At 62.4% G+C, this 24,178-nt stretch carries 21 protein-coding genes; 11 read left to right on the top strand and 10 right to left on the bottom strand.

Going from position 1 to position 24,178, the window contains the following annotated elements:
* Positions 1–101: 101 nt before the first annotated feature.
* The gene (locus tag JG739_RS15425) at positions 102–1,970 is read right to left on the bottom strand and encodes a phospholipase D-like domain-containing protein (RefSeq protein WP_202367193.1); all 1,869 of its coding nucleotides are present in this window, start codon (positions 1,968–1,970) and stop codon (positions 102–104) included.
* A 227-nt stretch (positions 1,971–2,197) separates the two neighbouring features.
* Between JG739_RS15425 and JG739_RS15420 the strand changes: the two genes are divergently transcribed.
* The 3 genes from JG739_RS15420 to JG739_RS15410 all read left to right on the top strand — a co-directional run bounded on the left by JG739_RS15420 (position 2,198) and on the right by JG739_RS15410 (position 7,966).
* A complete protein-coding gene (locus tag JG739_RS15420; RefSeq protein ID WP_202367192.1) occupies positions 2,198–3,775 on the top strand; it encodes a trimethylamine methyltransferase family protein in 1,578 nt (525 codons plus the stop codon).
* A 167-nt stretch (positions 3,776–3,942) separates the two neighbouring features.
* Complete coding sequence (locus JG739_RS15415; RefSeq protein ID WP_202367191.1) at positions 3,943–6,528, top strand: GcvT family protein; 2,586 nt, start codon at positions 3,943–3,945, stop codon at positions 6,526–6,528.
* Between the two features lie 70 nt (positions 6,529–6,598).
* Entirely contained in the window at positions 6,599–7,966 is a 1,368-nt protein-coding gene (locus tag JG739_RS15410; protein WP_202367190.1) for a M24 family metallopeptidase, read from the top strand.
* Positions 7,967–7,972: 6 nt separating this feature from the next.
* On the opposite strand, the gene JG739_RS15405 is transcribed toward JG739_RS15410, so the two are convergent.
* Together JG739_RS15405 and JG739_RS15400 are read right to left on the bottom strand one after the other, a co-directional pair.
* The gene (locus tag JG739_RS15405) at positions 7,973–8,773 is read right to left on the bottom strand and encodes a phosphate/phosphite/phosphonate ABC transporter substrate-binding protein (RefSeq protein ID WP_202367484.1); all 801 of its coding nucleotides are present in this window, start codon (positions 8,771–8,773) and stop codon (positions 7,973–7,975) included.
* 86 nt (positions 8,774–8,859) lie between these two features.
* Entirely contained in the window at positions 8,860–9,870 is a 1,011-nt protein-coding gene (locus JG739_RS15400; protein ID WP_202367189.1) for a fatty acid desaturase, read from the bottom strand.
* Between the two features lie 228 nt (positions 9,871–10,098).
* On the opposite strand from JG739_RS15400, the gene JG739_RS15395 reads away from it, so the two are divergent.
* Together JG739_RS15395 and bmt are read left to right on the top strand one after the other, a co-directional pair.
* Entirely contained in the window at positions 10,099–10,941 is an 843-nt protein-coding gene (locus tag JG739_RS15395) for a helix-turn-helix domain-containing protein (RefSeq protein WP_202367188.1), read from the top strand.
* Positions 10,942–11,123: 182 nt separating this feature from the next.
* Positions 11,124–12,140 (top strand): betaine--homocysteine S-methyltransferase, encoded by a 1,017-nt coding sequence (bmt, locus tag JG739_RS15390; RefSeq protein ID WP_202367187.1) that lies wholly within the window; start codon positions 11,124–11,126, stop codon positions 12,138–12,140.
* A gap of 112 nt (positions 12,141–12,252) precedes the next feature.
* Here bmt and JG739_RS15385 read toward each other — a convergent pair whose 3' ends face one another.
* The 4 genes from JG739_RS15385 to JG739_RS15370 form a co-directional block, all read right to left on the bottom strand.
* Entirely contained in the window at positions 12,253–14,292 is a 2,040-nt protein-coding gene (locus JG739_RS15385) for a vWA domain-containing protein (RefSeq protein WP_202367186.1), read from the bottom strand.
* Positions 14,293–14,294: 2 nt separating this feature from the next.
* Positions 14,295–14,855, bottom strand: a complete 561-nt coding sequence (locus JG739_RS15380; protein WP_202367483.1) for an RNA polymerase sigma factor — start codon at positions 14,853–14,855, stop codon at positions 14,295–14,297.
* A 164-nt stretch (positions 14,856–15,019) separates the two neighbouring features.
* The gene (locus tag JG739_RS15375; RefSeq protein ID WP_244749903.1) at positions 15,020–15,649 is read right to left on the bottom strand and encodes a 4Fe-4S dicluster domain-containing protein; all 630 of its coding nucleotides are present in this window, start codon (positions 15,647–15,649) and stop codon (positions 15,020–15,022) included.
* 146 nt (positions 15,650–15,795) lie between these two features.
* Positions 15,796–17,370 (bottom strand): trimethylamine methyltransferase family protein, encoded by a 1,575-nt coding sequence (locus tag JG739_RS15370; RefSeq protein ID WP_202367184.1) that lies wholly within the window; start codon positions 17,368–17,370, stop codon positions 15,796–15,798.
* Between the two features lie 270 nt (positions 17,371–17,640).
* Here JG739_RS15370 and JG739_RS15365 point away from each other — a divergent pair, with 270 nt between their 5' ends.
* A complete protein-coding gene (locus tag JG739_RS15365; protein WP_202367183.1) occupies positions 17,641–18,339 on the top strand; it encodes a corrinoid protein in 699 nt (232 codons plus the stop codon).
* Positions 18,340–18,465: 126 nt separating this feature from the next.
* Here JG739_RS15365 and JG739_RS15360 read toward each other — a convergent pair whose 3' ends face one another.
* A complete protein-coding gene (locus JG739_RS15360) occupies positions 18,466–18,675 on the bottom strand; it encodes a hypothetical protein (RefSeq protein ID WP_202367182.1) in 210 nt (69 codons plus the stop codon).
* A 273-nt stretch (positions 18,676–18,948) separates the two neighbouring features.
* Positions 18,949–19,089: an entericidin A/B family lipoprotein gene (locus tag JG739_RS15355; protein WP_077383703.1), complete on the bottom strand. Its 141-nt coding sequence runs from the start codon at positions 19,087–19,089 to the stop codon at positions 18,949–18,951.
* A gap of 57 nt (positions 19,090–19,146) precedes the next feature.
* Between JG739_RS15355 and JG739_RS15350 the strand changes: the two genes are divergently transcribed.
* Complete coding sequence (locus tag JG739_RS15350) at positions 19,147–19,776, top strand: DUF1638 domain-containing protein (RefSeq protein WP_202367181.1); 630 nt, start codon at positions 19,147–19,149, stop codon at positions 19,774–19,776.
* 8 nt (positions 19,777–19,784) lie between these two features.
* On the opposite strand, the gene JG739_RS15345 is transcribed toward JG739_RS15350, so the two are convergent.
* Positions 19,785–20,708, bottom strand: a complete 924-nt coding sequence (locus tag JG739_RS15345) for an NAD-dependent epimerase/dehydratase family protein (protein WP_202367180.1) — start codon at positions 20,706–20,708, stop codon at positions 19,785–19,787.
* A 253-nt stretch (positions 20,709–20,961) separates the two neighbouring features.
* Between JG739_RS15345 and JG739_RS15340 the strand changes: the two genes are divergently transcribed.
* The 4 genes from JG739_RS15340 to JG739_RS15325 all read left to right on the top strand — a co-directional run bounded on the left by JG739_RS15340 (position 20,962) and on the right by JG739_RS15325 (position 24,104).
* Positions 20,962–21,873: a fatty acid desaturase gene (locus JG739_RS15340; RefSeq protein ID WP_244749902.1), complete on the top strand. Its 912-nt coding sequence runs from the start codon at positions 20,962–20,964 to the stop codon at positions 21,871–21,873.
* A gap of 248 nt (positions 21,874–22,121) precedes the next feature.
* Positions 22,122–22,424, top strand: coding sequence for a virulence factor (locus tag JG739_RS15335; protein WP_202367179.1), 303 nt, complete (start codon positions 22,122–22,124; stop codon positions 22,422–22,424).
* Entirely contained in the window at positions 22,417–23,016 is a 600-nt protein-coding gene (locus tag JG739_RS15330) for a methylenetetrahydrofolate reductase C-terminal domain-containing protein (protein ID WP_202367178.1), read from the top strand. Before JG739_RS15335 ends, JG739_RS15330 begins: the two co-directional genes overlap by 8 nt.
* On the top strand, positions 23,013–24,104 hold the full coding sequence (locus tag JG739_RS15325; protein ID WP_202367177.1) for a methylenetetrahydrofolate reductase: 1,092 nt from the start codon (positions 23,013–23,015) through the stop codon (positions 24,102–24,104). Before JG739_RS15330 ends, JG739_RS15325 begins: the two co-directional genes overlap by 4 nt.
* The last annotated feature ends 74 nt before the right edge of the window (positions 24,105–24,178 follow it).

Raw genomic sequence — 24,178 nt, 5'->3', positions numbered from 1 at the left:
GATTAGCGTTTCGGCAGCGTGCCGGGAAGCTCCGGCGGCAACAACCGCTTGCGCCAGCCAGAGCAGGACTTGTTCAAGAGTTCGCGGCGCCATTCAGGCCATTACGGAAAATACCGGGCAATCGCCCCCTTCCTGCCCTCCGCGTAAGGCTTCAGCCACTTGTCGTCGATGGAGAGCCCGTCATTGTCCGACGGTCCTTCTCCAATCGTTCTGCGCCAGGCGCGGAACTTGTAGTGGTCGAACACATCGAGCATATGCACCGCAAAGGCCGCAGCGAACGTCTTGTCGCCTTTGACGATCACCATGTTCTCGTCGTTTTCATAGGACGCCTTGTAGCCAAGGTTGTGGCTGCCGGCGATGACGGTCGCGTTGTCGGCCATCGGATCGATGATGACGATCTTGTCGTGCACGATCGCATGGCCGACGGTCAGCACTTCCGCCTGGAAATCCCGCGCAACGGAGGCCCCCGTCAGGTTGGCCGCCCTGACGATGGAGACGTTCGGCGCCTCCCAGACCTTCTCCGGAAAGACGAATGGCGACTTCCCGTCCTTGTTCGATTTGTTGGTGACTGGATCCCTGGTCGGGGCAATATAGTTTGGCATGGCGGTGTGATCGCTGATTGCGCCTTGCACGATCAGCTTTGGATTCGCCGTCGCCGCCGCGACCGCCTGATCGATGACCGAATTGTTGCCAAGCCGCGAAGGATTGAACACGAGAAACAGCACGGCCTCCTTCGCCGCCTTGATCCGTGCGAAAACGTCTTCGAGATCGACAGGCCGCACCGAGATGTCCTTTTTGCTGCGCTCGGGATCGTTTGGCGAGAACCAGATGGTGGTTCCACCGACATGATTCGGTGTGCGATTCTTCAGGCGAAACGGCTTGCCTTGCTTCTGCGCCACACGTCCGGCCGCACTTTCGCTCGCCGGCGGCGGGAACACGTCGGCCTTCATCCGCTCCCAATAGGCATCGAACACTTCGGCCATGGCGGGGTCGTCGCGGATGAAGGCGTTGTTGGACTGTCCACAAATGCCGGTCGACGTCCAATTGGTGCTGCCGGTCATGACCGCTTGCGGCTTGCCCTGGGCGTCGCGGTAGACGGCAAACTTGTTATGGCCGATATGGTTGTTGTTGAACAGACGATCGGTCAGCACGACGCCGGCGTCGCGCAGCCGCTTTCTGAACGGCGCGTTACCCGCGTCCCACGCCTTGGTTTGTTCATCCCTGCCCGAATTCGCAAGAATGACCTCGACGACATCCCTGGCGTCGATGATCGCGTCGCACAGCTCGTCGTCGCCAAGCTCATAGAGGGCAAGCCTGACAGTGCCGCCCTCGGCCTTGGCCCGTTTCATCAGGCTGGTGAGCACATCCGGAACCTCGCCGTGAAGATAGGCGCGTATCTTGCTGCCGGGACGCTGAAGCTCGGCCCTGATCTTGTCGCGCTGCCCGACCTTGATGCCGGCGTCCTCCAGCGCGCGCGACAGCCATTGCGTCGACAGCACGCCGTTGGTGAAGGCGAGCCGCGCCTTGCCGAACATCGATCCCAGGAAGATGGTCGGACTGACGGCGCCTTGTCCGAGATAGCCGAGCGGCCGCGCCGCTCCGCTATAGGCTTTCTCGGGGCGCACCGGCACCGGATCGAGGCCCGGCCGCATGTCGCCGACCGGACGCACCCGGTAGGCGACCATTTCGCCATCCGGCCTGATTTCAACGCTGTCGCGGCGGCGCCGCACCGTAAGATCGCGCCAGAATGTCTTCTGCACCGGCCAGACGCCGGTATCCTGCGGGATCCAGTCCTTGTTGCGTTGCCCCTTGAAAGGCACCCAGGACGCCAGACAGCGTTCCTCGCCGGTGCCGGGATAGATGCGGACGATCTCGAAGCCGAGACAGCCGTCAATCATTCCGTCAATATCCCAAGCAATGAAGGCGACTTCGTTGTTGGTCGCTGCACGCACGCTGACAACATCCGACACGGAAATAGTCTCCCTCAGGACGGTTTGTATTCAATGTACTTACTCAATATGACGTGATCGCAACGTGACATGTTTCACAGTTCGGGCACAGACCTGGTTTCGCGTGGTGCGTCCGGCTGGCGAACGTCGATGTCGCTTCCCTCGCCCTAGTGGTCGCCGCCTCCGCAATGGCGGGCCGGCGGTCGGTCCATTATGCCGCCGCACCGTCGCAGCCTACGAGGACTATCATGACCGCCGCCCTTCATCCCGCCGAACCGGCATTGGCAAACGACCGCGCCCGTCGCGGCGGCCGCGCGGGCAAGCGCGCCGGCGCAGCGGCGGCATTCGAGCAGCCGCCTTTCCGTCAGCTGAAAATGCCGCTGACGCCGACCAGGCTGGTCTCCGACGACGAGCTAGAATCGATCCACCTCGCCTCGCTGCGTGTTCTCAGGGAAATCGGCGTCGACGTGCTGCACGACGAGGCAAGGCGCATCATGAAGGCGCATGGCGCTGATGTCCGCGAAGGCAGCGAGCGGGTGCGCTTCGACAGCGACATGATATTCGAGCTGGTTTCGCACTGCCCGTCGGAATTCACCATCCATGCCCGTAATCCGGCGCACAATGTCCGCTTCGGCGGCGACAATCTGATCATCTCGATGATGGCGTCGGCGCCCAATTGCTCCGACATCGATCGCGGCCGACGGCCCGGCAACCAGCAGGACTACCGCAACTTCCTAAAACTTGCGCAGATGCACAACATCCTGAACTGCACGGGCGGCTATCCGGTCGAGCCGATCGACATCCATCCGTCCGTCCGCCACCTCGAATGCATCCGCGATCTGAGCGTGCTCACCGACAAGGTGTTCCACATCTATTCGCTCGGCAAGGAGCGCAATGTCGACGGCATCGAGATCACCAGGATCGCGCGCGGCATCAGCGACGAACAGCTTCTCGAACAGCCGTCGGTGTTCACCATCATCAACACCAATTCGCCGCTCAAGCTCGACGTGCCGATGATGGAAGGCATCATCCAGATGTCGAGCAAGGGCCAGGTCGTCATCGTGACGCCGTTCACCCTGTCGGGCGCCATGGCGCCGGTGACCATCGCCGGCGCGCTGGTGCAGCAGAATGCCGAGGCGCTGTCCGGCATTGCCTTCGCCCAGATGGTGAAGAAGGGCGCGCCCGTCGGCTATGGCGGCTTCACCTCCAACGTCGACATGAAGTCCGGCGCGCCGGCCTTCGGCACGCCAGAATACATGAAGGCGCAACTGGTCGGCGGCCAGCTCGCCCGCCGCTACAACATCCCTTACCGCACTTCCAACACCTGCGCCGCCAACACGGTCGACGCACAGGCCGCCTATGAAAGCGTGTTCTCGCTGTGGGGCGCCATCCAGGGCGGCGGCAATCTGATGATGCATGCGGCCGGCTGGCTGGAAGGCGGCCTGCGCTGCTCCTACGAGAAGACCATCCTGGACATCGATCTGCTGCAGATGATGGCCGAATTCTTGACCCCGCTCGACCTTTCGGAGGAAGCACTGGCTGTCGACGCCATCCGCGACGTCGGTCCGGGCGGCCATTTCTTCGGCACCCAGCACACCCAGGACCGCTACAAGACCGCGTTCTATTCGCCTATCATCTCCGACTGGCGCAATTTCGAGACCTGGGCGGAAGCCGGGTCGCCGACGGCCATCGAAAAAGCCAATCGGGTGTGGAAGGAGCGGCTTGCCTCCTACGAAGAGCCCTACATGGACCCGGCTATCCGCGAGGAACTCGACGCCTTCGTCGACAAACGCCGGTCCGAAGGCGGCGCGCCGACCGATTTTTGATCGTTTGATGAACAGTCGACCCCCACTCCGTCGAGCTTCGCTCGACACCTCTCCCCGATCGACGGGGTAGAGGAAAGGCGCGAGACTATTCCAGCCGGCGCCCTTCCTCGCTTTGTCTTCACGCCCCGCTCACTCGATTCAATCTCTTCAAAAACGGAACTATCTTCATGAAATCTCATGCAAAAGCGGTTGTCATCGGCGGCGGTGTCGTCGGCTGCTCGGTGCTTTACCATCTGGCCAAGGCCGGCTGGACCGACATCATGCTGATCGAGCGTTCGGAGCTCACCTCCGGTTCGTCCTGGCATGCGGCGGGCGGCTTCCACACGCTCAATGGCGATCCCAATGTCGCCAAGCTGCAGGCCTATACGGTGCAACTCTACAGGGAGATCGAAGAGCTTTCCGGCCAGTCCTGCTCGCTGCACCTGACCGGTGGCGTGATGATGGCCGACACGCCCGAGCGCATGGATTTTCTGCGCCTTGCCCACGCCAAGGGCCGCTATCTCGGCATGGACACCGAGCTGATCACGCCGTCAGAGGCCAAGGCGATGTTCCCGCTGATGGACGAAACCAATTTCGTCGGCGCCATGTGGGACCCGGTCGAAGGCCATCTCGATCCTTCCGGCACCACCCACGCCTATGCCAAGGCCGCCAGGAAGCTCGGCGCCGAAATCGTCCTGCGCAACCGCGTCGTCGAGCTGACGCAGGAGGTCGACGGCACCTGGAATGTCGTTACCGAGCAAGGCACGGTCAAGGCCGAGCATGTCGTCAACTGCGGCGGCCTGTGGGCGCGCGAGATCGGCCGCATGGTCGGGGTCGAGCTGCCGCTGCTGGCCATGGAGCACATGTACCTGTTGACCGAGCCGATGCCTGAGGTCGAGGAATTCAACAAGTCGACCGGCCGCGAGATGATCGGCGTCTTGGACTTCAAGGGCGAGATCTACACCCGCCAGGAACGCAATGGCATCCTGCTCGGCACTTATGAAAAAGCCTGCAAGCCGTGGTCCCCACTCAACACGCCGTGGGACTTCGGCCATGAGCTGCTACAGCCCGACATCGACCGCATCGCACCGTCGCTCGAAATCGGCTTCAAGCATTTTCCCGGCATCGAGAAGGCCGGCATCAAGCAGATCATCAACGGTCCCTTCACCTTCGCGCTCGACGGCAACCCGCTCGTCGGCCCGGTGCAGGGCCTGACCAATTTCTGGTGCGCCTGCGCTGTCATGGCCGGTTTCTCGCAGGGCGGCGGCGTGGGGTTGGCGCTGTCGAACTGGATGGTCCATGGCGACCCCGGCTTCGACGTCTGGGGCATGGACGTGGCGCGCTTCGGCGAATGGGCGACGCTGCGCTACACCAATGCCAAGGTGCGCGAAAATTATTCGCGCCGCTTTTCCATCCGCTTTCCCAACGAGGAACTGCCGGCGGCACGCCCGGCGCAAACGACGCCGCTTTACGACACGATGCTGGCCAACAACGCCGTCATGGGCGATAGCTGGGGCCTTGAAACCCCGCTCTGGTTCGCGCCGAAAGGCACCGAGCCGAAGGACATCGTTTCGTTCCATCGCTCCAACGATTTCGGACCGATCGGCGAGGAGGTGCGCGCCACCCGCGAGAAGGTCGGCGTCACCGAGATCGCCAACTTCGCCAAATACGAAGTTTCAGGGCCGGGATCGGAAGATTTCCTCAACCGGCTGATGACCAACCGCATGCCGAAGACCGGCCGCATCGTGCTGACCCCGATGCTGAACGACTTTGGGAGGCTGATCGGCGATTTCACGATCGCCAAGGCGGGCGAAGAGCGCTTCATGATCTGGAGTTCGTCGGCGGCGCAGAAGTATCATATGCGCTGGTTCGAGAAGCACCTGCCGAAAGAGGGCCCAAGGGCGCCACAGGTCCGCATTCACCGCTTCGACCAGACGCTGGTCGGCCTCTCGATCGCCGGGCCGAAATCGCGCGACCTGCTGCAGAAACTGGTCGACGTCGACATCTCGACCGAGGCCTTCCGCTTCATGGACTTTCGCGAGATGGCGGTCGGCGGCGCGCCCTGCATGGTCAATCGCATTACCTATACCGGTGACCTCGGTTACGAGATCTGGATGGCGCCGGCCTACCAGCGCCTCGTCTACAAGGCGATCAAGGATGCCGGCGAAGAGTTCGGCCTGGTCGATTTCGGCATGCGCGCCCTGCTCTCGATGCGCCTGGAAAAGAACTTTCCGACCTGGTTCCGCGAACTGCGCCCGATCTACGGGCCGTTCGAAGGCGCGATGGACCGCTTCGTCAAGCTGGAGAAGAACGACTTCATCGGCCGCGAAGCGGCGGCCAGGGAGCAGGCGGAAGGGCCAAAACTGCGCCGTGTCTCCTTCATCGTCGATGCCGCGGATGCCGACGTGATGGGCGACGAACCGATCTGGGCCAAGGTCGGCGGCAAGGATTTTGGCACGGTGGAAAAGCCGCATGGCTATGGCGCGCAGCGTTTCGACACGGACGGCAAGCAAGTGCGTGGCTCCAGGGCCGCGGAAGGCGCTTCGGCCGTGCGCGGCATCGTCGACGGCGACTGGCGCGTGGTCGGCTGGGTCACCTCCGGCGGCTATGCCCATTATATCAGGAAATCGATGGCGCAAGGCTATGTGCCGGCGGCCTTGGCCGGCGACGAGAGCGCCGGACTGTTCGAGATCGAAATCCTTGGAAGCCGACGACCGGCCCGCATCAATGTCGAGCCGCCTTTCGACCCGAGCGGCGAGAAGATGCGAGCCTGAAAGCATTGGACCCAAAGGCCCGCCCTCGGGCCTGACCCGCGCGGTCGATTGATATCGGGAGGATAGGAAAATGAGCGAACCGAGCGTCGAGCGACGGTTCGGTCGTCACCGCAGGATCATGCCGTTCGAGCCGGACGAAGCAGGCTCGATCGAGGCGTTGCGCCTGAAGTCGCGGCAGAAGGCCGCTGAGCTCAACCAGCATGTGCTTGGTTACGGCGCACTGGCGGAAGCCGAGTGGCACGCCGCCGGCATTGCTGCTCCCGACCTGCCCGCCATGCGCCAATACCGGCTCGACCGCATCCGCGCCGAGCTGAGGCGCCACGAATATGCGGGAGCCCTGCTCTACGATCCGATCAACATCCGCTATGCGACCGACTCGACCAATATGCAGCTCTGGGTCGCGCACAATCCGACGAGACACTGTTTCGTTGCCACCGAAGGTCCGGTGGTGCTGTTCGACTATTTTTCCTGCGAGCACCTTTCCGACCACTCCGGCGTCGTCGACGAGGTGCGGCCGGCAGTGTCGTGGATATATCTCTACAGCGGCGAACTGACCGAGCAAAAAGTCCGCCGCTGGGCCGCCGGGATCGCCGATCTGGTCAAGCAGCATGGCGGCGGCAACAGCCGCATCGCCGTCGATCGCATCAATCCCGAGGGCGTCGAAGAGCTCGCCCGCCTCGGCATCTCAATCGGCAATGGCGAAGCGCTGATGGAAAACGCACGCCTGATCAAATCGCCCGACGAAATCCTGGCCATGCGCCGGTCGATCGTCGCCTGCGAGGCGGCGATGGGCGAAATGGAAGCAGCATTGAGGCCAGGAATTTCCGAAAACGAATTGTGGGCCGAACTCCACCGCGGCAACATCGCGCGTGGCGGCGAATGGGTCGAAACCCGGCTCTTGACGTCAGGCCCGCGCACCAATCCCTGGTTCCAGGAATGCTCGTCGCGAACGATCGCAGCCGGCGATCTCGTCGCTTTCGATACCGATTTGATCGGCCCTTACGGTTTTTGCGCCGACCTGTCGCGCACCTGGCTCTGCGGCGACATCGAGCCGACCAACGAGCAACGCGAGCTGTTTCGCATCGCCGCCGACCAGATCGCCCACAATATCAGCCTGATGCGGCCGGGCATATCATTCCGCGATCTTGTCGAACGCTCGGCGGTGCCGCCCGGGGATTGTTTCCCGACGCGTTACGGCGTGCTCTATCACGGCGTCGGCCTGGCCGACGAATACCCGACGCTGCCGCATGCGATCGACTGGACCGAAGACACGCCCGACGGCGTGCTTGTGTCAGGCATGGTGCTTTGCGTCGAGAGCTATATCGGCCGGCTTGGCGGACGCGAGGGCGTCAAGATCGAGGAGCAGATCCTGATCACCGAAACCGGCAACAAGCAGCTTTCGACCTATCGGCTCGACGAGCGGCTGCTCGGCGGCTGATTGGTTTTATGCAAGTGCCGCGACAGCCTCGCGCAACGCCACCACGATCTTTTCCGGTGTCGTTCTGGCGGTGATGAACGGCAGGCCCTTGCGCCGCCTTGTCCAGCCGACGACCGTGACCGCTTCCGCTGCCGGCTCGAAGCGCCGCGCCTTGGCCCAGCTCTGGCAGTCGATGGCCGCGACATCGGCCTTGCCCTCGGCAATAGCGATGATCGAGGCGCGGTGGCCACCGCTTTCGCTGCGCTCGGAGAAGATGTCCAGGCTTTCGCCCAGCGCCTCCAGGTCACGCGTCAGCGCGATAATGCCCGACATGGAATCGAGGCTGTTGAAGGTAAAATGCTTGCCACGCATGACATCGAGCGGAATGAGCGGGCTGCCGTCGGACGGTGAGCCAACCGTTGGCGCTTCACCTGCACGCATCACGAGCGCGCTCGAATAGAGCTCACCCTGCCCGCCCTCGAACGCGTCGTAGCGCGGCTGGCCGATCAGTTGAACATGCGTCGCCAGGCCGAGTTCCATCGGACCCCAGCAGGTCTGAGCGAGCAGCAGCGCCGGATGCAGCCAGAGGCCGAAAAAATCCAATTCGTCCGGCGGCAGCGTCGCCGGATCGGGCGCGATGAGCTTTCCCGTGGCGTCGCGGATGCCGCCCTCGACAGGCCGCAAATCGGCATTGACGCGAGCGATGGTCTGCGGGGCGTCGATGCCTTTTTGCCGGAAGGCATCACGCAGCCGTGCCCATTGGGCATCGACCTCACTCCGTGTTTCAGGCCAGTCATACATCGGCAAGCCAGCAATGAAATCGCTCATGCCGGGATTTGACCGTTGTGCATTGAGATTGACAAGATCATGAACGCCGGGCGCCTGAGCGGCGGCGCTTGCACCGTTTGCAAAAATCATTCTTTTGGCGGCTCGGCCGGCACCGGCGCGCTGCCAAGCCCATTGAGGCTGCGCGCCCTGACGCGCGGCTTGAACGCCCGGCCCGGTTCCGGCGTGCGCCGCAGCACCGGGTGGACGATCGGCTCCTTGGCCTTGAACGCATATGCCCTAAGCAGCGCGAAATAGTTCGGATAGGCGTAGCCATTGTTCATCCGCAGCCACTCGTCACGGCGCTCGGCAAACAGCTTCGGCAGCCGGTACCAGGCCACCGTCGGGCTCTTGTGATGGACGAAATGCAGATTGTTGTTGAGGAACAGGAAGGACAGCGGCGAACGCTCGACGATCACCGTGCGGCCTTCCGGATGCTCCGACCATTGATGCTCGGCGAAGGTGCGGATCGAGATCAGCGACTGGCCGAGCCACACCGGCACCAGGACGTAGAGCCATAGCGGCATGCCGAAGCCGAACTGCACGACCGGCAGCACCACGGCGAGGCCGATGGCGTGCAGCAGCCATGCCTTGCGGATCACCTTGTCGCCGGCGAGCACCTGCCTGGCATCGTCGATGAAGAAGCCGATGCATGACAGCCACGGGCCGAGAATGAGCCGGCCGATCATGGTGTTGTTGATCTTCAGCAGGAACTTCATCGCCGGCGGCAATTCGTCATGCTGCCACAGCGCCTTGTAATAGCTTTCAGGATCGTCAAGCGGATCGGTCAGCCGTTCGTCGGCATGATGGCGCAGATGAATGGTCTTGAACCGCCGGAACGGCCAGACCAGACCAATCGGCAGGAAGACGAAAGCTTCGTTGAGCTGCGCATTGCGGGTCGGATGGCCGTGCAGGACTTCGTGCGCCAGCGAGGATTGCAGCGCCGCCATCAACGCCAGAACGACGAGCGTCAGCAGCGGATAGGACGGCCACAGGAACAGGCCAGCTGCGAGCCAGGTGGCGTAACAAAAAAACGCCAGGAACACGGTCGGCCATTCGATGGCCGGTGCATTGTGCCGTCTGTTATTCCTGCTTGTCATCGATCGACCAGTGCCCTTCCAGTCGCCGGAACCGTTTTGATTCCTGACAGCATTGTGTCAGGAGCGTTGTGATGCTGCAACGCGACAAAGCGCACAAAATGTTGCGATTGCGCATTTTCGGCCGCAGATGTTATATGTTGTCAACAAACTGAAGGATTCATTTACGCCTAAAGTGGCACGTTGGCGGGTTCGGCGGATTCTTTTCCTCCTAATGACCGGAATGACGATATGGATAAACGCGACCTGTCGACGGTCTTTCGCGAGCGCCTGAAAATGCTCCTGACACGGTCCGATCTGAACCAGTCCGCTTTCGCGACTGCGGTAGGCATCGACCGCTCGGCGCTTTCGCAGTTGCTGTCCGGCGCCTCGACACGCCTTCCCCGCGCCGAAACGCTGCTCAACATCGCCGCCGAATTCAAAGTGTCGCTCGACTGGCTGCTCGGCCTCAGCCAGGACGAAGGCGTCACCGGTGAAATCCGGGAGAGCCTGGAGATCGAGGAAGCGGCCGACGGCTTCGACCGCACGCTGCTGGCCAAATGGCATGCCGAGGCCGCGGGCACGAAAATCCGCTACGTGCCGGCCGGCATTCCCGATCTTTTGCGCACTGACGCGCTCATCGATTACGAGGCCGGTATCGCCAACAAGAGCCGTGAGGCCCAGGCCGGTGAGACGCAGTACCGCATCGACTACAACCGGCGGCCCGAAACCGACATGGAAGTCTGCATGCCGCGCCACACGCTGGAGATCTTTGCGCGCGGACTGGGCATCTGGGACCGTTTCCCTGAGGCCGACCGCCACCAGCAGCTTCTTCACATGGCGACGCTGCTCGACGACCTTTATCCCACCTTCCGCCTGTTTCTCTATGACGGGCGGATGCGCTACTCGATCCCCTACACCATCTTTGGGCCGTATCGCGCCGCTATCTATGTCGGCGACATGTATCTGGTGCTGAACGCGACGCAGCCGGTCCGCACGCTGACCAGCCATTTCGACAACCTGATCCGCGCCGCCGATATCAATGCGCACGAAGCAGCCAGCTTCATCCAAAGGCTGGCGGAAATGCGATTTTGACGGCCTGTTTACCGCGCCGACATTGACGCCATATAAAGATTTCTTTATATCCTTGTCTCGACCAGCAGGTTCCGCAAAAGTGCCTCGCGGTTTTGCGACGAGAACCTGCGGCAATACAAAAAACCTGAGCAGACGAAGCGGGCGAGCGAAGTCTGCTTGGAATCCCGGAAGGCGTATTTCCAATGACCAATCCAATTGACGCTTTGCTTGCCGAAAAGGGCGTTTTGCTCGCCGACGGCGCCACCGGCACCAATCTGTTCGCCATGGGGCTCGAGGCCGGCGAGGCGCCAGAGTTGCTGAACGAGACGGCGCCTGACATCATCACCAGCCTGCACCAGAATTTCGTCGATGCCGGTGCCGACATCATTCTCACCAACTCCTTCGGCGGCACCCGCCACCGGCTGAAACTGCACCATGCGCAAGACCGCGTGCATGCTCTAAACAGGCGCGCCGCCGAGATCGCCCGCGCCGTCGCCGATAAAGCCGGCCGCAAGGTCATCGTCGCCGGCTCGGTTGGCCCGACCGGCGAGTTGCTGGTGCCGCTCGGCGCCATGACCTATGACGAGGCGGTCGAGGCCTTTGCCGAACAGATCGAGGGCCTGAAGGCCGGCGGCGCCGAAGTCGCCTGGATCGAGACCATGTCGGCGCCGGACGAAATCCGCGCCGCAGCCGAAGCGGCGATCCGCGTCGGCCTGCCCTATACCTACACCGGCTCCTTCGACACCGCCGGCCGCACCATGATGGGGCTGTTGCCGAAGGACATCCACGGCGTCACCGATGGCTTGTCGCAGGCGCCGCTCGGTGTCGGCGCCAATTGCGGCGTCGGCGCCTCCGACATCCTCGCCTCGCTGCTCGACATGACCGAGGCGAAGCCGGAGGCGACGGTGATCGTCAAGGGCAATTGCGGCATTCCGGAATTTCGCGGCGCCGAGATCCATTACTCCGGCACGCCCGAACTGATGGCCGACTATGTCAGGCTGGCCGTCGATGCCGGCGCAAAGATCGTCGGCGGTTGCTGCGGCACCTCGTTCGCCCACCTCGCCGCCATGCGCAAGGCGCTCGACGCGCATACAAGGTCGGATCGCCCGACCGTTGAGAAAATCGTCGAGCGCATCGGCCCGATGCGCAACAAGCAAGCGACAGTCAACAGCGTCGAGACCAGCGAAGCCCGCCGCGAGCGCCGGCGCAGCCGCGCCTGACAAATGTGAAAAAGGCCGGCAAGGGTTTCCCATGCCGGCCTGCCTCACCGCCCACCGGTCGGTTTTCCGTATCAGGACGATCCCATCTGAGAAAAACCGGCCGTCACACCCACTACCTGTTACCGCCGAGCGCCGAGGCCAGGCGCACCAGCGAGAGAAACTCGGACCGGTAGCCGAACGGGTCGGCTCCCCGGGCGGCAGTGGCAATCTCGATGATCTTGTCGTAGCCGAACGTCGCGGTCGCATCCTCGTCGCGCAGCTTCTGGCCGAAGGCTGCGACGGCAACGGAGAAACGCTGGTCGGCGCTTGCCTGGTCGAAATCAGCAACTTCGTTGGCTGATGTCACCGGCGTGGTGATCAGCTTCGAGGCATCCTCGTTCGGCAGCTTGTAGCGGATCTTGACGAAGGCATATTCGTCCGAATTGGCGACGCCGCCATTGTTCACCGAATCCTGGCCGTAGCGCAGCGGATCGATTTGCTCGCCGCCGCTGCCTTTCGGCGTGATCTCGTAGATCGCGGTGACCGAATGGCCGGAGCCGATCTCGCCGGCATCGACGCGGTCGTTGTTGAAATCCTCGCGGTTCAAGGCGCGGGTCTCGTAGCCGATCAGCCGGTATTCCGAGACTTTTTGCGGGTTGAACTCGACCTGGATCTTCACGTCCTTGGCGATGGTGAATAGCGTCGAAGACGCATCCTCGACCAGCACCTTCTCCGCCTCGGCCAAGGTGTCGATATAGGCGGCGGTGCCGTTGCCGTTCTGGGCGATGGTCTGCATCATCTGATCGTTCAGATTGCCGCGACCGAAACCGAACACCGACAGGAACACGCCGGTCTTGCGCTCCTTTTCGATCAATCGCTTCAGATCGTCGTCGTCGGTCTGGCCGACATTGAAGTCGCCGTCGGTGGCCAGCATCACCCGGTTGACGCCATCCTCGACGAAGGACTTTTGCGCCAGCCGGTAAGCTTCCTTGATGCCTGCCTCGCCGGCCGTGCTGCCGCCGGGGGTCAACGTGTCAATGGCATTGAGGATCTTGTCCTTCTCCGAAACCTTCGTCGGCTCCAGGACAGTGCCGGCATCGCCCGCATAGGTGACGATCGAAACCGTGTCGTCGGGCTTCAATTTGTTGACCAGAAGCCGGAAGGCGGACTGCAGGAGTGGCAGCTTGTCCTGCTCGTTCATCGAGCCCGACACGTCGATCAGGAACACCAGATTGGCCCTGGGCTGCTCGGCCGGCTTGGCGTCGAAACCCTTGATGGCGACATGCATCAGCCTGGTGTGCCCGTTCCACGGCGTCGGCATGACGCTGACGGTCGAGTTGAACGGCGTCGAGGCAACGTCCGGACCTTTCCAGTCATAGGGGAAGTAGTTGATCATCTCCTCGACGCGGACCGTGTCGGCCTGCGGCATGACACCTTCCCTGAGCGAACGCCGGACGAAGGAATAGGAGGCGGTGTCGACATCGATCGAAAAGGTCGATACCGGGTCTTCGAGCCCGGCACGCACCGGGTTGCTTTTGAAGTCCTCGAGGCGGTCGCGGTTTTGCTCCTGCGGCAGCATCTGGTCGGCCGCCATAGCAGGCGGTTGCACCATCAGTTTGGATTCGGCTGTTGTGCCGGCCATACCCTTGACCGATGGGGCGCTTGCGCCGTCCTGTGCGAAGTCGCCGCTCGCCACCGGCGCGGGCGGCGCATTGCCGGTCGGCGCACCCTGCCTTGCCAGACCGCCGGCCGCCGATTGTGGCGATGCCGGCGCGACAAGCGCCTCGGCAGCGACGCGAGCTTCGGCGTCGGCATTTGTTTTCTTCCTAGCCACTGGCTTGTCCGCCAGCGTTTCGGTGATCTTCCCGCCCCCACCGGAAAGGAACGGCTGCTCCTGCAGCATATAGATGGTGGCGTATCCAGCGATCGGCAGGGCGACGAGCCCGGCAATGGCCGGGGTGGCGAAGAGTTTCTTTTGCATGATTTCGCTCCAGAGCTTTTGTGCTCGCTCTGTGAGACGAACCCCTTTCGCCGTTCCTTGGGCGGCAGGTGAAGTTTTTTCGTCCAGGTCGTAAGCCCGCATGGCGGCCTCGACGGCACGCGCCTTCGCGTCGGCACCGGGCGGCGGTGCTGCGATGTTGCGCAGCCTGTTGAGTTCGTTGTCGTCGACCATGATCACACTTCCCCGGCTGAAAGCATGAGCGCCTTCAACCGTTTCTTCGCTTCATGGATGTGCCAGGAAACTGTCGCCTCCGAGATGCCCATCGCCTCGGCAGCGAGTGCGTGGCTCAGCCCTTCGCCATAGACGAGCAGCACCGCGTCGCGCTGCTTGTCCGGCAGCATCCGCACCGCCGCCCAAAGCGCCTCGGCTGGATCTTCGGGCTCGGCCGAGGCCCCTCCCGAGATCAGCTCGTAAGTCCCGTAGGCTTCGGTCTTGATCGCCTCGCGGACGGTCTTGCGCATCATGTCGCGTGCCGCATTCAGCGTCATGGTGTAGAGCCAGGTGGTGAAGGCGCCGCTGCCATGATAGTCGCGGATCGCCCGGCCGAGCCGGACGCAGACTTCCTGGGCGATATCCTCGGCGTCGGCCTTTTTCCCGCACCAGCGATAGGCGGCGCGATAGACGAAGTCATAGTGCCTTTCGAGCAATGTGCCGAAAGCCCCCCTGTCTCCGCCCTGCGCCCGCCCGATCAGTTCGGCGTCGGAGGCTTCGCTTTCATCCAGCATCAGCGCCATCATTTGCCTGTTGGACGAAGGCTAGTGGCGATTCCTTGGGCAATGGAAAGAAATTTTTGTCAGCCGTCAGGCGACGACCACGGTCGCGCGATATCCACGCAGGCCAACAGGGCAAAGTCGCAATGAGGCAACCTCATGCAATTTCATGCGGCATTTCGGCGGTGCTACACACCCGCCAACGCGGCCATGTGGAAGGCTTGAGCCTGCGGCGGATAGCGATAGGCCGCGCCGTAGGGACAGGCGTTGCGGTCGAGACAACCGCCGGTTCGGCAAGGCGCGCCGTTGTCCCCACGCACATGCGCCAGACAGGTTTTGTGCGCGAACCCATCCGCAGAATAGGCGTCGACCGGACAGGATTTCAGGCAGGGTTTTTCCAGACATGCATCACAAAGGTGAATCACGTCGCCGGGTTCTGGAAGACCAATCTCGTCCTCGAACAGCAGCGCGCCGCGATAGGCGTGCCAGAGCCCGTATTGCGGATGCATGAGGATGCCGAGCGGCGACGGTTTCAGACCCTCCGCCTGCATCGCCCATTGCTGGAACGGCAGATACGGCGTGTCGGACGGCGACACGGCGCGCGCGCCGAATTTCTTCGCCACTGCGCCGATCATTTCTCGCGACCATGTGTCCAGCGGATCGGCAATAGTTTGCGATTGGCGTTGCCGCCAGCGCAAGAAATGCGGCCACGGCGCGGCGCCCGCCTGCCCGACCAGCAGCACGGATCTGGCGGCGGCGCCGGAGAGACCGGAGGGTGTTTCCTCACCGCCTGCAAAATTGAAGCCGCCGCGAAGCATGAGACCGAGGGCGGCAAGCGCCGCCGCTATATCTTCGGTGCTACGCTCAAGGGTCATCCCTTCCTGTCCGGCTCTGAGAAGGCGCTCCGCCAGACTTCCTTGTGGATGATGTTGGCGACTTTAGCCCCGCCTGACTCGGGCTCCTTTCAGGTGAAGGCGTCGGCCATCGACGCCTTCTTGCTGGCGATGAAGTCCTTCAGCCCATCGTCGATGCCCTGATCGAGATGCGGCGCCTCGTAGCTTTCCAGCCAGCGGCGAGCGAGTTCGTTGGCGCGCTGCGGTGCCGATTTTTCGCCTTCGGCCAGCCACTGCTCGTAGGAATTGTTGTCGGCGATGCTGGAACGGTAGAAGGCGGTCTGGAAATTGGCCTGGGTGTGGTCACAGCCGAGATAGTGGCTGCCGGGGCCGACCTGGCGGATGGCATCCATCGCCTGGCCATTCTCCGACAGGTCAACGCCTTCGGAAAACTTCTGCGTCATGCCGAGCTGGTCGATGTCCATCATGAATTTTTCGTAGCAGGAGGCGAGCCCGCCCTCGAGCCAGCCGGCCGAATGCAGCACGAAATTGGTGCCGGCGAGGATCGTCGAGTTCAGCGTGTTGGCGCTCTCATAGGCCGCCTGCGCGTCCGGTATCTTCGAAGCACAGAGCGAGCCGCCGGTGCGGAACGGCAGACCAAGCCGGCGCGCGAGTTGCGCCGCACCATACGAAACCAACGACGGCTCCGGCGTGCCGAAGGTCGGCGCGCCCGACTGCATCGAGATCGACGAGGCGAAGGTGCCGAACAGCACCGGTGCGCCCGGCCGGATCAGCTGCGTGAACGACGCGCCAGCCAGCACTTCGGCCAGAACCTGGGTCAGCGTGCCAGCGACCGTCACCGGGCTCATCGCGCCGGCGAGGATGAACGGCGTGACGATGCAGGCCTGGTTGTGACGCGAATAGACTTTCAGCGCGCCCAGCATGGTCTCGTCGAACACCATCGGTGAGTTGGCGTTGATCAGGCTGGTCAGCACCGTGTTGTTCTCGACGAAATCGTCGCCGAACACGATCTTGGCCATCGCCACCGTGTCTTCGGCGCGCTCCGGCGCGGTGACCGAGCCCATAAACGGCTTGTCCGAATATTTGATGTGGCTGTAGATCATGTCGAGATGGCGCTTGTTGACCGGTACGTCGACCGGCTCGCACACCGTGCCGCCCGAATGGTGGATCGACGGCGCCATATAGGCGAGCTTCACGAAATTCCGAAAATCCTCGATCGTCGCATAGCGCCTGACGCCCTCGAGGTCGCGCACGAAGGGCGGGCCGTAGACCGGTGCGAAGACCGTGGCGTTGCCGCCGATCTGCACCGAACGTTCGGCATTGCGGGCATGCTGGGTATAGACGGAGGGCGCGGTCTTCAAAAGGGAGCGGCAGAGCCCCTTCGGGAAATGCACGCGCTCGCCCTTGACGTCGGCGCCGGCCTCTTTCCACAGCTGCAGCGCCTCGGCGTCGTCGCGAAAGATGACGCCGATTTCTTCGAGCACCGTGTCGGTGTTCTTCTCGATCAGCGCCAGCCCTTCCTCGTCCAGCACCTCAAAGACGTTGATCTTGCGCTTGATGTAGGTGAGCTGGGTGCCGGGGCCGCCACCCGAGCGCGCCGCCCGTCGGGCAGCGGCACCACCGCTGGCGGCGCGTCCGCGCCGCGCGTTTGACGCTTCCTGGTCGACCGGCGCGTTGTCACTCATGATCGTTCTTCCCTGACTTTTGTTCTGGCACAATGATTATGGCCGTATGTCGCGGCTTCTGGCCGGATCGTAGTCATGCACCCTATTCGAAACGGCCCGCCAGCGCCAACGCCTGTCGCAAAATCGACAAGAATTCCAGGAGATCTGCAGTCGCTTTCCTTTTGCGAGAAGTCGCAAATCAGCTATGGAGGCAAGCCTGTAGCGGGTTAGGTATTGACGTGATATTTGAGGCCCCGCAATTGCATCTGTGCGGCAAGGAGCTGGATTAAAATGGCCGACGACGAGATCATCCTTTCCGAGCTTTCCGACGACGAACTCGTGCAGCAGATGCACGACGACCTTTATGACGGGCTGAAGGAAGAGATCGAGGAAGGCACCAACATCCTTCTCGAGCGCGGCTGGGCGCCTTACAAGGTGCTGACCGAGGCACTGGTCGAAGGCATGCGCATCGTCGGCGAGGATTTTCGCGACGGCATCCTGTTCGTGCCGGAAGTGCTGTTGTCGGCCAACGCGATGAAGGCGGGCATGTTCATCCTGCGTCCGCTGCTTGTCGCCACCGGCGCGCCGAAGCAGGGCAAGATGGTGATCGGCACCGTCAAGGGCGACATCCACGACATCGGCAAGAACCTTGTCGGCATGATGATGGAGGGCGCCGGCTTCGACGTCATCGACCTCGGCATCAACAATGCGGTGGAAAAATATCTCGACGCCATCGAACAGCACCAGCCTGACATCGTCGGCATGTCGGCGCTGCTGACGACGACCATGCCCTACATGAAGGTCGTCATCGACACGATGAAGGAAAAGGGTATCCGCGACGACTACGTCGTGCTGGTCGGCGGCGCCCCGCTCAACGAGGAATTCGGCAAGGCCGTCGGCGCCGACGCCTATTGCCGCGACGCGGCCGTGGCAGTCGAGACCGCCAAGGACTTCATGAAGCGCAAGCACAACGTCCGCGCTTCGGCCTGAGCTGATGGGGAACACAAGAGCATAAGTACGGAGCCCGTACTTATGCTCTGGAAGACGAGGCGCCGCGTAACGCGGCCTGTCAAGACATCAACAAGCAACAGCGATCCGCGTAGCGGCTTGAAGTGCCTATTCTGACTCTTTCGGCTCTTCCTTTTTCAGGATCGGCGTGTCGGCGGATGTATTCGCGACGCTTGCGACTTTGGTTTGCTGATCTACGCTTGCAGCCTTGGTTTGCTGATCTACGGAAGCCGTCGTTTTGTTGTGGCCAACACATTCCGCTGCGGCGCCGGACACCGAAAGGCCCAGAGCGGCGACAGCTAGGAGAACGGTCTTCATCCTATGCTCCTATCTTCGTTGTTGAGGTACCGGGAAAGATTACCGGCATGTCCCGCATTCGAAAAGTCAACTTTTTGTGCCTGCCGTGACGATAGGGAATTGCAGATAGGTGGACACCAAGCCTGCGCTTCGGCCCACCTCCGCCAACCCGCATGGACAACAGACCGAACCGCGCCTTGCGGCGCGGCTTAGTTGCTCCCATATATTACAAGGACTTAACGCGCATCGCTTGAAATTCCTCGATAGCGATGCGCGTTGTTGATATCCACGGGATCAGGGATTCTCGACCGTATCCTCGACCGCGTTGGCTGTCGATTTGACGTCCCTGCCGACGCCGCGAATGGTGTTGGCGCAGGCTGAAAGCGCCAGGGCGCAAGCGAGAATGGCGACGGGTGTCAGGCGCAACAGTTTCATGGACGGTGTCTCCCTCGTTCGATAGATTCGAAACCAATAGCAACGAAACCCGCTTCTATGGGCGCCATGCGAAAACTACAACCCGATCAAGGTGACAGACTGCTCGTCATCGCCTGCGGGATGATTGCGCGCGAAATTCTGGCCGTCAAGGAACAGTTGCGGCTCGACCATCTCGACCTGACCTGCCTGCCGGCGGAGTTCCATTTCTACCCGGACCGCATCGCGCCGGCCATGGACAAGGCGATCGAAAAGGCCAGGGCGGACGGCTACAGCAACATCTTCGTCGGCTACGCCGACTGCGGCACCGGCGGCCTGCTCGACCGCGTCTGCGAGAAGCATGGCGTCAAGCGCATGGCCGGTCCGCACTGCTTTGCCTTCTACCAGGGCCTGGATGCCTATGCGAAGGTCGCCGACGACGACATGATGTCGTTCTACATGACCGACTTCCTGTGCCGGCAGTTCGACGCCTTCTTCATAAAGCCGCTCGGCCTCGATCGGCATCCGGAGCTCATCAAGGACTATTTCGGCAATTACCAGAAGCTGGTCTACATCGCCCAGACCGACGATCCGGAACTCGACAAGGTCGCCGAGAAAGCCGCGAAAATGCTCGGCCTCGCCTATGAGCGCCGCTCGACCGGCTACGGCGATCTGACGACGGAGCTGGCCAACGCCGCCGGACACGGCTGACCGTTCGATCAGGCCGCCCCTTCTTCCGCCGCAAGCGCGGCAACCACAGCGGCAAAGCTCGTCTTGCAGACGAAGCCCAGCCTGTCCCGTGCCCGCGAGGCGTCGTAGACACGGTCGATCGAGGAAAACATCGTCCAGCCCTTTCGCGCATAGAGCGCCGGAAATTCCGGAAAATAGCCTGCGACGACGGACGGTGCGTCGGCGATCAATGCCTCGCAATCATCAGGCCGGAACGGCGTTGGCGCCGAGACGATGAAGATATCGAAGCCCAGTTGCGGCGCCTTCTCCAGCGCCGCGACATGGGCCTCGGCGGCATCTTCCACGGTCAGCCTGCGGAACAACAGCTCATTGGCCTTGGTGTTGGCGTCCGACTGCTCGATCGCATGCGCCATGTCGTCTGCCTCGGGAAAGAACCGGGCGGTGCGCAGCACGATCACCGGCAGTCCGGACTGAATGTGATAGAGGCGGCAAAGATGTTCGGCCGAAAGCTTGGTTACGCCGTAGATGTTGCGCGGCTCGGGCGACATGTTTTCCGTCAGCCAGGCGGCCCTGCGCGCGCCGCCGGTGAGGCCGTCGCGTATGGCTTTCGAGATCATCAGCGAGGTCGTCGACGTGAAGATGAAGCGCTGAACCCCTGATAACACCGCCGCGTCGAGCAGGTTGAGCGTGCCGCGCACATTCGTCTCGATGAAATCCTCATTGCGGTGGTGTTCGATATCAGGCTTGTGCAACGCGCCGCTGTGGACGATCGCCTCGATGCGGTTTTCCCCGACCGTCCGCATCACCAGATCACGGTCGGCGACCGAGCCGATCATCTGCGTTTGCGCCGACGGGACCGGATCCAACCCGATGACGTCATGGCCAAGAGCCCGCAGGCGCGGCGCGAGCGCGCTGCCCAGCCAGCCTGACGACCCCGTAAGCAAGATCCGCATCGGTGAAACCACGAGTTTTGACCTGACCGCTGTTAAGCACGGATGACAGGCCGCCGCGAACGGGTAAGTTGTAGGCCAAACGAGAAAACAGGCTGTTCCAGCCGTCCGGGAAACGCGAGGCGAGACGTCTTGCTGGCAAGCCGCTGGTCGCGTTTTCCGACAAGGACCTGACCGGCAAACTGGCTATGCCGCACCATGTCTGGCAACGAGCGCCGATTTACCGGACAGCGCCCCGGCTATAAGCTTGGCCCTTATGAGCGAAATCGACCACCGCACCATCATCGCCAGCCTGTCGGTCGAGGATCGTCGCGACCTCACCGCCAAGCTGGACAGGCCTGGCATTGTCCGGCTGGCTGTTCACGGCGGGCTGGTTGTCGTGCTGGGTGCGCTGATCGCCGCCCGCATTCCGTTCTGGCCGGTTCTCGTGCTGCCGCAGGGGATCCTGATCGTCTTCTTCTTCACGCTGTTGCACGAGACGATCCACGAAACGGCCTTCAGGACGCCGTGGCTCAATCGCGCCGTCGCCACCGTGACCGGCTTCCTGATCCTGCTGCCGCCTGCATGGTTCCGTTATTTCCATTTCGCGCACCATCGCCACACGCACGATCCGGACAACGACCCCGAACTGATGGCCCCAAAACCGGCGACCATAGCCCAGTACCTGCGCTATCTCTCCGGGATCCCCTATTGGAGCGGCATGGCGCGCGTGATCATCGTCAACGCCGCCGGCCGCAACAGCGACGGCTTCGTGCCGGACAAGGGCCGAGACAAGGTGATTTTGGAAGCGCGTTGGTTCCTGATCGCCTATGCGATGCTGCTGGCGGCGTCGCTGGCCGCGCAGTCGGCGCTGCTGCTATGGGTGTGGATCGTGCCGGCGCTCATCGGCCAGCCTTTCTTGCGGGCCTATCTGCTGGCCGAGCATGCGCTGTGCCCGCATGTCGCCAACATGCTCGAAAACAGCCGCACCACCTTTACCACAAGGCTGGTGCGCTTCGTCGCATGGAACATGCCGTACCATTCCGAGCATCACTCCTATCCGGCCGTTCCCTTTCACCGCCTGCCGCGTTTTCATCAGATTGTCGCCGAGCATCTGCGCATGACCGAGCGAGGCTATGTCCGCTTCCACAGCAAGCTTGTCGGCAGCTTCGATCGTCACGCCGGCTGATCAAAACCATGCCAAACCTCGAAAATTTCGCGTTTCCTTTTGCGGCCGCCAATCGCGTCGCTTTTGAATGCGCGCGCGTCGTCCCATAACAAGCAGCCCGACAGCGCTTCCGGCAATGCTCGAACTCACTACAGCGCCGCGCGTCCTATTGGACGCGCAAAGGACGCTGTAGCACTTATAGTGGGCGCATGATCCTTTCCGAAAATCGATTCCGATTTTCGGGGTCACGCGCGAGGAGTAAGAAATTCATGGCCGATCTGATCGTCGTCTACTGGCGCGACATCCCCGCCCAGGTCATCGTCAGGAAAGGCCGGCAGAACGCCAAGCGCGAACTGCCGCTGCGTTTCACCGAGGCGATCGACATGTGCGCGATGCGCACCGGCGCCGGCGGCACCGACGATTATCTGGCCGAATGGCGCAAGGCCGAGCCGGTGCTGGTCAGCGACGATCTTGAAGCCGAGGCGGAAAAGGCCCTTCAGGACATCGACGCGAAATACGACCGCGAGCGGCTGGTCGCTCTGGTCAAGGCGGGCGGGAAAGAAGATGTCTGAAACCACCCCGGCGATTACCCAGGCCACTCTGGTCAGGAAGGCGGCGCCGAAATCCGACTACAAGCCGGCCGACGTGTCGCCGCAGCGGCGCGTGCAGCGTTCCTTCGCGGTCAGGCTGTGGTCTGTCCGCCACTCGCGACTGCTCGAATGGTTCTACGCCAGATTCTCCGACACGTTTTTGCTCCTCCATCCGCTGTGGAAGCGCATCGGTTACGGCCGCGTCGAAGGTCCGATCAAATTCGTCGAAAAACGCGTCAAGGGTTTTATGTTCGACTGCCGCATGTGCGGCCAGTGCATCCTTTCTTCTACCGGCATGTCGTGCCCGATGAATTGCCCCAAGCAATTGCGCAACGGCCCTTGCGGCGGTGTGCGCGCCAACGGCAATTGCGAGGTCGAGCCTGATATGCCGTGCGTCTGGGTCAAGGCGTGGGAAGGTTCGCGCAACATGGTGCATGGTGACAAGATCCTCGACGTGCAGAAGCCGGTCGACCAGTCGCTGCGCGAGACCTCGGCATGGCTGCGGGTGACCGCACAGGCCGCCGCCGCGCGCGAGGCCGCGCGCAACCGTCCGAACCCCGGGGCACCGGCATGATCGGCCGCCAGCCCGACGAGAACCCGGCCGGCATCCATCTGCCGCTCGACCCTCTGCCCGGCCACACCTCGCGCGGCCGGCTGGAGCGCGTGCTTCGGCGCGGCGAGTTCGCCGTGACCACCGAGCTCAACCCGCCCGACAGCGCCGATCCCGAAGACGTCTACAACCGCGCCAAGATCTTCGACGGCTGGGTCGACGCCATCAACGCCGTCGATGCGTCGGGCGCCAATTGCCACATGTCGTCGGTTGGCATCTGTGCGCTGCTGACCCGCATGGGTTATGCCCCGATCATGCAGATCGCCTGCCGCGACCGGAACCGCATCGCCATCCAGGGCGACGTGCTGGGCGGGGCGGCGATGGGCGTCGCCAACATGCTGTGCCTGACCGGCGACGGCGTGCAAGCCGGCGACCAGCCAGGCGCCAAGCCGGTATTCGATCTCGACTGCATGTCGCTGCTCGAAACCTGTCGCATCATGCGCGACAACGGCAAGTTCCTGTCCGGCCGCAAGCTGACGACGCCGCCGCAGCTTTTCCTCGGTGCGGCGATCAACCCTTTCGCGCCGCCGATCGATTTCCGCCCCTACCGGCTGGGCAAGAAGATCGCCGCCGGCGCGCAGTTCGTGCAGAGCCAGTACTGCTTCGACGTGCCGATGTTCCGCACCTACATGCAAAAGGTCCGTGATCTCGGGTTCACCGAAAAATGCTTCATCCTGTGCGGCGTCGGACCGCTGGCCTCGGCCAAGACCGCCAAATGGATCCGCTCCAACGTGCCGGGCATTCATATCCCCGATCAGATCGTCAAGCGGCTTGAAGGCGCCCAGGACCAGAAGAAGGAAGGCAAGCAGCTCTGCATCGACATCATCAACGAGGTGAAAGAAATTCCCGGCGTCTCCGGCGTCCATGTGATGGCCTATCGCCAGGAGGAATATGTCGCCGAGATCGTCGATGAATCGGGCGTGCTGAAGGGGCGCCAGCCCTGGAAACGCGAAATCCGCCGCGACGACCAGCTCGTCGCCGAGCGGCTCGACCACCTATTGCACGACGAGATCACCGAAACGCAGGTCGACATGGTCAAGACCGCGCATTGATGGCGCGGACGGCCACCATTCGCTTGATCGAAAACAGAAACGATATAAAGAAGTCTTTATATCACGAGGGAGAG

It is taken from the genome of Mesorhizobium sp. L-2-11, assembly GCF_016756595.1.
GTDB lineage: Bacteria > Pseudomonadota > Alphaproteobacteria > Rhizobiales > Rhizobiaceae > Mesorhizobium.
The sequence above is the reverse complement of the archived record's forward strand: the minus strand, read 5'-3'. Positions and strand labels throughout refer to the sequence as shown.